This is a genomic window from Alkalibacterium sp. m-11, assembly GCF_054658155.1.
The window spans coordinates 1-8907 of the sequence record NZ_BAAGIR010000082.1 but is presented as its reverse complement, the minus strand read 5'-3'; the positions used below and the strand labels follow the sequence as shown (position 1 = coordinate 8907).

8 protein-coding genes and 1 pseudogene are annotated in these 8907 nt (G+C 45.2%); 1 reads left to right on the top strand and 8 read right to left on the bottom strand.

Annotation, left to right across the window (positions count from 1 at the left end; all coding sequences use genetic code 11):
* Positions 1–422: 422 nt before the first annotated feature.
* The 3 genes from ACYQ2O_RS08560 to ACYQ2O_RS08550 all read right to left on the bottom strand — a co-directional run bounded on the left by ACYQ2O_RS08560 (position 423) and on the right by ACYQ2O_RS08550 (position 2595).
* Positions 423–734: a toxin-antitoxin system YwqK family antitoxin gene (locus tag ACYQ2O_RS08560; protein ID WP_346024080.1), complete on the bottom strand. Its 312-nt coding sequence runs from the start codon at positions 732–734 to the stop codon at positions 423–425.
* A gap of 173 nt (positions 735–907) precedes the next feature.
* Complete coding sequence (gene gntK, locus ACYQ2O_RS08555) at positions 908–2440, bottom strand: gluconokinase (protein WP_346024079.1); 1533 nt, start codon at positions 2438–2440, stop codon at positions 908–910.
* A gap of 53 nt (positions 2441–2493) precedes the next feature.
* Positions 2494–2595, bottom strand: a complete 102-nt coding sequence (locus tag ACYQ2O_RS08550) for a hypothetical protein (protein ID WP_428830588.1) — start codon at positions 2593–2595, stop codon at positions 2494–2496.
* Between the two features lie 37 nt (positions 2596–2632).
* Between ACYQ2O_RS08550 and ACYQ2O_RS08545 the strand changes: the two are divergent.
* Positions 2633–3898, top strand: a pseudogene (locus ACYQ2O_RS08545) (6-phospho-alpha-glucosidase); the annotation flags it as partial.
* A gap of 322 nt (positions 3899–4220) precedes the next feature.
* Here the strand turns inward: ACYQ2O_RS08545 and ACYQ2O_RS08540 are convergent.
* From ACYQ2O_RS08540 to ACYQ2O_RS08520, 5 genes are all read right to left on the bottom strand, one after another.
* Positions 4221–4964, bottom strand: coding sequence for an amino acid ABC transporter ATP-binding protein (locus ACYQ2O_RS08540; RefSeq protein ID WP_091480136.1), 744 nt, complete (start codon positions 4962–4964; stop codon positions 4221–4223).
* 12 nt (positions 4965–4976) lie between these two features.
* Complete coding sequence (locus tag ACYQ2O_RS08535) at positions 4977–5675, bottom strand: amino acid ABC transporter permease (protein WP_346024078.1); 699 nt, start codon at positions 5673–5675, stop codon at positions 4977–4979.
* 83 nt (positions 5676–5758) lie between these two features.
* Complete coding sequence (locus ACYQ2O_RS08530; protein WP_346024077.1) at positions 5759–6646, bottom strand: transporter substrate-binding domain-containing protein; 888 nt, start codon at positions 6644–6646, stop codon at positions 5759–5761.
* Between the two features lie 134 nt (positions 6647–6780).
* Positions 6781–7632: an endonuclease/exonuclease/phosphatase family protein gene (locus tag ACYQ2O_RS08525; RefSeq protein WP_346024076.1), complete on the bottom strand. Its 852-nt coding sequence runs from the start codon at positions 7630–7632 to the stop codon at positions 6781–6783.
* A gap of 15 nt (positions 7633–7647) precedes the next feature.
* On the bottom strand, positions 7648–8748 hold the full coding sequence (locus tag ACYQ2O_RS08520) for a glucose PTS transporter subunit IIA (RefSeq protein ID WP_428830586.1): 1101 nt from the start codon (positions 8746–8748) through the stop codon (positions 7648–7650).
* Between the last annotated feature and the right edge of the window lie 159 nt (positions 8749–8907).

Below are 8907 nucleotides of genomic sequence, written 5' to 3'. Positions count from 1 at the left end.
ATTTCTCCCGAGTTGGTCGCAAGATACATCTTAGAGCCCACTCACCGGCTCATTTCTCCCGAGTTGGTCGCAAGATGCGTCTTAGAGCCCACTCACCGGCTCATTTCTTCCGAGTTGGTCGCAAGATACATCTTAGAGCCCACTCACCGGCTCATTTCTTCCGAGTTGGTCGCAAGATACATCTTAGAGCCCACTCACCAGCTTATTTCTCCCGAGTTGGTCGCAAGATGCGTCTTAGAGCCCACTCGCCAGCTTATTTCTCCCGAGTTGGTCGCAAGATGCGTCTTAGAGCCCACTCGTGCTGATTCGGCCTATTGAGTTAGTCTTTCTTCAGTCCTACCCCTAGCTCTGAAAGCAAAAAGAAGAGTATGGAGCACCCGATAGGCTCCACCACTCTTCTTTGAAAGTCAGCTTGCTGAGCTTTACTTCTTCTTCAGCTGCTTCCCATTTTCAAACTGTTCATCATACTCCACTTCTCCATCTCGGCTGTAACGGAGCCATCTTCCGTGTTTCTGATCCGCTTTAAAATGGCCGACTTGCCATAGATCACCCGTTTTACGGTAAAAAATCCACTCCTGTTCCATCTTTTGTTCAACAAAAGGCCCTTTGGCTTTGACCGTACCGTCTTCATAATAATAAGTCAGAATATTATCTTCCTGTTCATAAACCTTCTGGCCATTGGCATACTTTTTTTTTCCAAGCATCTTGACGGGATATCCGTCCACACTGGACACGATTCCCTTCCTCCTTTCCTCACCTATCTATAGTATACAAAAATTTCCTGCTAAATTAGTACTTCATCGGATACTAATTCTTATTAACTATTTGGCACTCGTACAGATCTCCTAAAACAAAAACACCCGACCGTCTGATTGAATAAGAACGGTCGAGTGCTGACTATATTCATTTACTTATACTTCTGCTGAAAAGCAGTAATCGCATCATATTCTTCTTCAAAGAGACGGCTCAAGCGGATATATATCGGCATGAGTTCTTCATATATCGCAACAGATTCGGGTTGAGGCGGATTGACTTTACCCGTGTTGACCATATTACCGACTTCGCTTAAATCATCGATGTCTCCTATAGCGAAACGGCCCAGAACAGCTGCTCCTAGACAGGCACTTTCCACAGTCATCGGGACATGCACTTCCTGGTTGAAAATGTCTGCCAGCATCTGACGCCACACATCAGAATTCGCAAATCCACCAGTCGCATGGATCCGTTCCGGTAAGCCGATCACTTCTTCAAGAGCCAGCAGAACCATATAGAGATTCATATTGATACCTTCCAGTACCGCACGCATCATATGTTTTTTCTGGTGATGCAGAGCCAGTCCGTAAAAGGAGCCTCGAGCGTTCGCGTTCCATGAAGGAGCCCGTTCGCCGGATAAGTACGGATGGAAAATCAGCCCATTGGATCCGGCCTGAACTTCCGCTATTTTCTCTGTGATGACATTATAAGCGTCCATACCGGCAGCTTCTGCTTTAGACACTTCCTCAAGGCATAGTTCGTTTCTGAGCCATCTCAAAATCATTCCACCGTTATTCACTGGTCCACCGATCACCCAGTGCTTGTCCGTCAAGGCGTAACAGAAAATTCGGCCTTTCGGATCTGAAACTGGTTTATCAGTAACCGTCCGGATCGCTCCACTCGTTCCGATCGTTACGGCCACAACCCCTTTATCAATCGCATTGACTCCAAGATTTGCAAGACAGCCATCGTTAGCACCTATGATAACCGGTGTGTCACGACCAATCCCTGTTTTATCTGCATATTCCAAGCGCATGCCGGTAAAGACTTCAGTTGTCGAAACGATCGGTGACAGTCGGTCAGGGGTAATCCCAGCTGTTTCCAAGGCTTCCTCATCCCAGTCCAAAGCTTCCATATTGAAGAGTCCAGTAGCAGATGCAATCGAGTAATCGACAGCGTACGTGCCAAACAATTTATGGAAAACATATTCCTTTATTCCAATAAATCGGGCAGCAGACTGAAATACTTCAGGTTTTTCATCTTTCATCCAGATCAGTTTGCATAAGGGTGACATGGGATGAATCGGCGTCCCAGTCTTTTCATAGATGCTCTGCCCATTTGTTTCTTTCAGCTGCCTTGCATAAGGTTCGCTGCGCTGATCTGCCCAGGTAATGACCTGTGTCAACGGCTTTCCCTCACTGTCTACAGCAATCAGACTGTGCATAGCCGCGCTGAAGCCGATGACTTTAATGTCTGACTGGGATGCTTGGGAGGTTTCCATGACTGACTGAAGGGACAGGAGGACCGCATCGAAAATCTCATCCGGATCCTGTTCGGCAACTTTCGGTTCAGGTGTGTAGAGAGGATACTCAATCGTTGCCTGATGGAGATTCTCTCCTTGTTCTGAAAACAGAACGGCTTTTGTGCTCGTCGTCCCGATGTCCACACCGATGGAATAACTACTCATATACGAAATCCTTTCATTTAGACTGATTAAGTTCCTATTCGTCTAGTACTCTCTTATATTATAAACAATCCGATGAGCATTGCCATGCCTAATCCGACAAGTCCGATAATTGTTGTCATCATTGTCCAAGTTTTCAATGTGTCTTTTTCATCCAATCCAAAATAGCGGGAGACAAGCCAGAAACCTGAATCGTTGATGCTTGAAAACAGTGACCGTTTCCCAATGAGAGAACTGAAGCTGTACGATAATGACGGAGACAGACAAGGGATTCTAGGTGAAGCTCTGGAAATTCTTCTAAAAGAACAGGCACCTGACCTCAAATTCTCTTACACTACTGATCCGGAAGAAGCCTTTAGCGATGTCGATTTCGTCATGGCTCATATCCGCGTCGGAAAGTACGAGATGCGTGAGCAGGATGAAAAGATTCCGTTAAAATACGGTGTTGTCGGTCAGGAAACATGTGGACCTGGCGGAATTGCTTATGGTATGCGAAGCATTAACGGCATGCTTGAAATCATCGACTACATGGAAAAGTATTCTCCAGATGCCTGGATGCTCAACTATTCCAATCCTGCAGCAATCGTTGCTGAAGCGACACGCGTTTTACGTCCAGATTCAAAAGTCCTGAATATCTGTGACATGCCTGTCGGAACGCTGCGTAGAATGTCTCAAATTGTTGGAACTACTCCAGACAAGCTGGAAGTAAGCTACTTCGGCCTGAACCACTTCGGATGGTGGACCAGCGTCAAAGACAAAGCTACAGGATATGAATACATCAATGAAATCAAGGAATATGTGGCAGAAAACGGCTATCTGACCCAAGTTGAAGTGGACACACAGCATATGGACGAAAGCTGGCAGGCCACTCATAAAAAAGCCAAGGACTTACTGGCAATCGAACCGAATTATCTACCGAACACTTATCTGAAGTATTATTTCTATCCTGACTATGAAGTAGCTGGCTCCAATCCAGAATTCACCCGTGCCAATGAAGTGATGGCCGGACGTGAGAAACAGGTATTTACAGCTGCTCGTAACATCATCGAAAAAGGTACCGCAGTTGACGGTGGTTTCCACATCGACAGCCATGCATCATTCATCGTGGACCTGGCCCGCGCCATTGCATTCAATGCAAAAGAACGTATGCTTCTGATTGTTGAAAACAACGGAGCGATTGCTAACTTTGATGATGATGCTATGGTCGAAGTGCCTTGTATCGTCGGTAGTGACGGTCCTGAACCATTGGCTCAAGGTAAAATCCCTGCGTTCAACCGCGCTCTTATGCTTCAGCAAGTCACTGCTGAGAAGATGGTCGTTGAAGCCTATATCGAAGGCAGTTACCAGAAACTGTGGCAGGCTCTGAGCTTGTCGAAAATCGTTCCAAGTGCTGAAGTCGCTAAACAGTTACTGGACGATCTGATCGAAGCAAACAAAGGCTACTGGCCTGAACTGAAGTAATAATCATACAGAGAAGCCCCATCCTACGAGTTGATTCCCAGGATGGGGCTTCTTTTTTGGTTTATCTCTTTAGGTCCATGAGCTATCCTTTTTGTCTCAGTACTAAATTTATTTGCGACTGAGTTCCTACGCTATCTCGATTGTACCTGCACTCAAACAGATTTCTCCTCCGAGTTCCGGCGCTATTCAGATTGCCCCTGTACTCAAACTGTTTTTCCATCTGAGTTCCGGGGCAAACACAATAGTGAAGGTTTTTTCTACGAAAAAACCGCCCGACTGAAGATAACCACAGTTAGGCGGGGCTGATATTACTCAATTCATCTTACTCGTCTTCAAGTAGGGCAAGAAATTCCCTTGTCCGGTCTTCTTTTGGATCAGTCAGGACTTGTTCGGCCGGACCTGACTCTAGGATATACCCCTCATCCATGAAGAAGGCTTTGTCGGCTATACGGCGGGCAAAGTTCATTTCATGCGTCACGATGACCATAGTCTGACCTTCTTTTGCCAGACTTTCAATTACTTTCAGTACTTCTCTGACCAGTTGAGGATCGAGTGCTGATGTCGGTTCATCAAACAGCATGACTTCCGGGTGCATCATCAGTGCACGGGCGATCGCTGCTCTCTGCTGCTGACCACCGGACAAGGCATCTGGGAACTTGTCCTGATGTTCGGACAGGCCAACTTTTTCAAGCAGCACACTCGCTTCTTTCATGATCGTCTCTTTATCCTGCTGCTTGGCAGTTAGAGGTGCTTGAGTAATGTTTTCCAGCAGAGTCATATGCGGGAAAAGGTGGAAGCCTTGGAAAACCATCCCTGAATAGCGGCGGATGTCCTTGATATCTTTCTTGGATAGTTTATCTTCACCAAAAGATACTTCCTTATCACCTATTCTGATCGATCCTTCATCTGGTGTTTCGAGCAGATTCAGGCAGCGAAGCAAGGTTGTTTTTCCTGATCCGGATGCACCGACCAGACAGACCACTTCGCCCTTTTTCACTTCAAGGTTGATCGATTCCAGAACCGGAGTGTCGTCAAATGTTTTTTTAAGATTCTTTACTGTAATCATGTGTGTGCCTCCTTATTTAGATAGGTAACGGTTGTACCTGATTTCCAGACGGTCCTGGAAATACCCGATTACGATACAGACCATCCAGTAGATCAGGGCAGCAGAAATGTACATGGTCATACTGTCATAGGTTCGACCAGCAACTAGTCGTGCACTGTACAGTAGTTCCTGGACCGTAATAACAGAAGCCAGTGATGTCCCTTTGACGACGTCCATAAAAATATTGAATGTCGGTGGAAGAGCAATACGTGTAGCTTGGGGAATCACAATTTTTCTCAAGGTCTGAAAGTAATCCATCTGCAAAGTCGCCGCTGCTTCCCACTGACCTCTGGGTACAGATAAGATAGCTGACCGTACCACTTCCGCAAGGTAGCCGCCGAAGTTTAAACTGACACCTACAATAGCAGCTACAACAGCATTATTGAACGAGAGTCCTATTACCGGCAGGCCATAATAAAGGATAAATACAAATACAAGCAGTGGGGTCCCTCGCATAAAGGAAATGTATAATCTGGCAGGTAAATGAAATATGGCAAATTTCGACATACGAGCGACACCTATTACAACACCCAGTATTAAAGCAAAGAACATACTGAACAAGGCAATAACCATTGTAATCTGCAACCCTTGAAGCAGGAAAGGTAATGAGTCTATCGCCAGTTCATAATCAAATAGATATTCCCACCGTATATTTCTAAACGTCTCAAACATCGTTTTGTCCTCTCTTTTTTATTTTGATTTTCAAAAAGAAAACATACAAGAAGTGTGTGCTCCTTGTATGTCCATAGATCTAATTATTCTCCATCAAGACTCACGATTTCTGATTCGTCAACGGGTTCAGTTACATCAGCGCCTAGGAATTCCACAGACAATTCTGAAACCGTTCCGTCATCCATCAGTTCCTGAAGGGTTTCACTCAGACGATCTCTTAAGGACGTATTGCCTTTTAAGACAGCCATCGCGCTTTCAGTGGCGTGGAATTTCACATCTTCAGCAATCGTCAGTTGGTCGTCACCGAATTCGTTCAAGGTGTTAAGCAGGACCAGGTAGTCATTCAGATATGCATCCTGGTTGCCGTTAATGACATCTCTAAGAATAGCTTCAACTCCACCGTCGTATGCCGTACCATTTGCTCCAATATTGTCCGCAAAAATCGCATAGTTACTGGTCAGTGACCCAACTGCAACGTCGACACCTTCCAGATCATAAGCAGACTTGAAACGATCTGCGTCTTCCTGTCTTACGATAATTGATCCATAGGAGAATTTATGCGGGTCAACAAAGTCGAAAATTTCAAGACGTTCTTCAGTAATGGCGAAGTCGTGTGCAGCCACATCAATTTGTCCATTTCTCAGTGAAGGAAGGATCCCGTCGAAATCCATTGTTTCGAATTCAACTTCAAGGTCCAGTCTTTCGCCGATTTCTCTGACCAGTTCAACTTCGAAACCAGTTAGTTCATTGTTTTCATCAAAGAATGTGATCGGAGCGTATGTGCCGGATGTTCCGACTGTCAGGACGCCTTCTTCTTCAATATCAGCCCATGATGTTTCTTCTGCTGTATCTTCCCCAAGTTCTTCCTGAGCTGTATCTGTTTCGGCATCATCTCCGTTATCAGCTGGTCCACAAGCCAGAAGGAATCCGCTCACAGATAGAATACCAGTATATAATAATTTCTTTTTCATAAATAAAATCCCCTTTTTAATCAAATCATCTCTATGTTTTATACATTTTCAGCATACAAAAGCACTGGATGTTAAATCAATCCAGTGCCTAATATAACATGTTTTCATTTTCTTGTCACTTACTTTCTCTAACTTTAAGTAAGCTTTAACTTTACTAGAGCCTCCACACCGAAGTGATCACTCACGACCGGTCCATTTTTTCCGTCGAAAGTCACTTTGTACTGTTCGATGTCAAAGCCTTCCCCGGCAAAAATATAGTCGATCCGTTTAAGATCCGAGTGGCCTTCCCATCCGTCAATTTCCTTCTCTACGGTTGCTTCACCTATCTTCAAGTCCGCTGTTTCAAAAGCATCATTCAGGAAAGGGGCCGAGCGTCTGACCAGTGCATAGCCCTCATTCTGAACTGAGGGGTCATTATTGAAATCTCCCATGACGATGGCGGTTTCTCTTTCATCAGGACGGATTATGTCCAGCGTCTGCATCCATTCATGCTCAAACAGCTGCCTGCCATTCCCTTCAGTCCACCAGGAATAATGAGCGGACAGAACCACCCATTGTCTATCCTGATGATCAAAGGAGGCTTTCAGCACTTTACGTGTGTAGTGACTGGTATAGTCCTCTGATTTAGAGACCAGCTGACTTTCTGCTTTGAACGGGACTTTAGAGAGAATCGCCACACCTTCGTCATACAGGTCATACCCGACATGATTGGCTGCCCAGCTCCAGTAGTAAGTCAGACCAAGACGCTTCAGCTTCTTGACCAACAGCCGGGCAAAATTATCTTCTTTTATTGGAACAGCACATACTTTTTCTTCAGGAGCAATGAAAGTATCATCTTTGATTCCCTTGGCATCGATCGTCTGATTGACCTCCTGAAGAGCAATAACGTCATATTCTGATTCTGCAAGCTGCTCAGCTAGAGCATCCAGCTTTTCATAAGGGGCGTCTTCCATCCACGCGTGAGTATTCAATGTTAAGACTTTCATTTGTACACTCCTTTTTTATTCCATCACTGACCCAATAAGGTCCGCTGCTTTACATTCTCCAGTTGCCTTAAGGTTAATTATCTGTCCATCAGTCAAGTTCGTAAAGACTACGAGTACCGCTGTATCCTTATCGGCTTTGCTTATTGCCTCGCGGTCCATTTGAGCCAGCTCATCGCCCGCTTTCAGTGTCTGTCCTTCTTCAACAAATAGCTCGAATCCCTGACCGTTTAATTGTACCGTATCAATTCCCATGTGTACAAGCACATCGATCCCATCTTCTGTCTGGATTCCGATTGCATGTTTAGTCGGGAATATACTGGTGATTAAACCTGAAACAGGTGAAACGATTCTATCCGATGAAGGGGTGATGACATAGCCGTCGCCCATCATTTTCTGAGAGAAGACGTCGTCCGGTGCTTCAGTGATTGGCTGTACGTTTCCGTCTGCAGCACTGTAGACAGCTGTTTTTTCTGAATGATTCATTAAAGATTCACTCGTCTGATCATTAGCTGTGTCTTCCACTAATGCCTTATTCTCATCGATCGTTGAGGCAGGAATGTCTACATTCGATTCAAGTACATCCAGAATATCGGATTTCAGTACATCTGCTTTCGGTCCATATATCGCCTGAACACCAGTGTCTTTATGAACAAGCCCCATCTCTCCAGCTTTTTTCCAGTTCGCTTCGCTGCCTACTTTATTCGTATCCTTAACTGATACACGCAATCTAGTCATGCAGGCATCCACATCAGAAATATTGTCTTTTCCACCTAATAGATGAATGATATTATACACCTGCTGAGAAGCATCCACTGCCTGAGCTGCATCCGACCCGCTTGCTTCTCCCTCATAATTTCCTTTACGCCCAGGCGTGGCATACTGGAATTTACGAATAAGGAAATCTGCCAGGAAGTAAGTGCCGACTGCAAACAGGACAGTGACCCAAAGGAAGTTGATCATGTCTAAGCCCAGACCCGCTCTCAGTGCAAGTGGTGTACGGGTCAGAAGCTCGATATTTCCGAAAGCGTGGATTCTTAGATTAATAATATCTGCCATTGCAAATGCCGCACCCTGTATAAGGGCGTATACCCCATAAAGCGGCATTGCTGCAAACATGAACATGAACTCAAGCGGCTCAGTAACACCTGTAAAAAAAGCTTCGGCTACGCCTTCGCCCTTTTGGGATAGTGCGTAGCCATTACTTTTTCAGTTCTGAATTATCGTAGACGATACCGTGAATACTCTTATAGTAAACAGGAACCATCTCATTTCCAC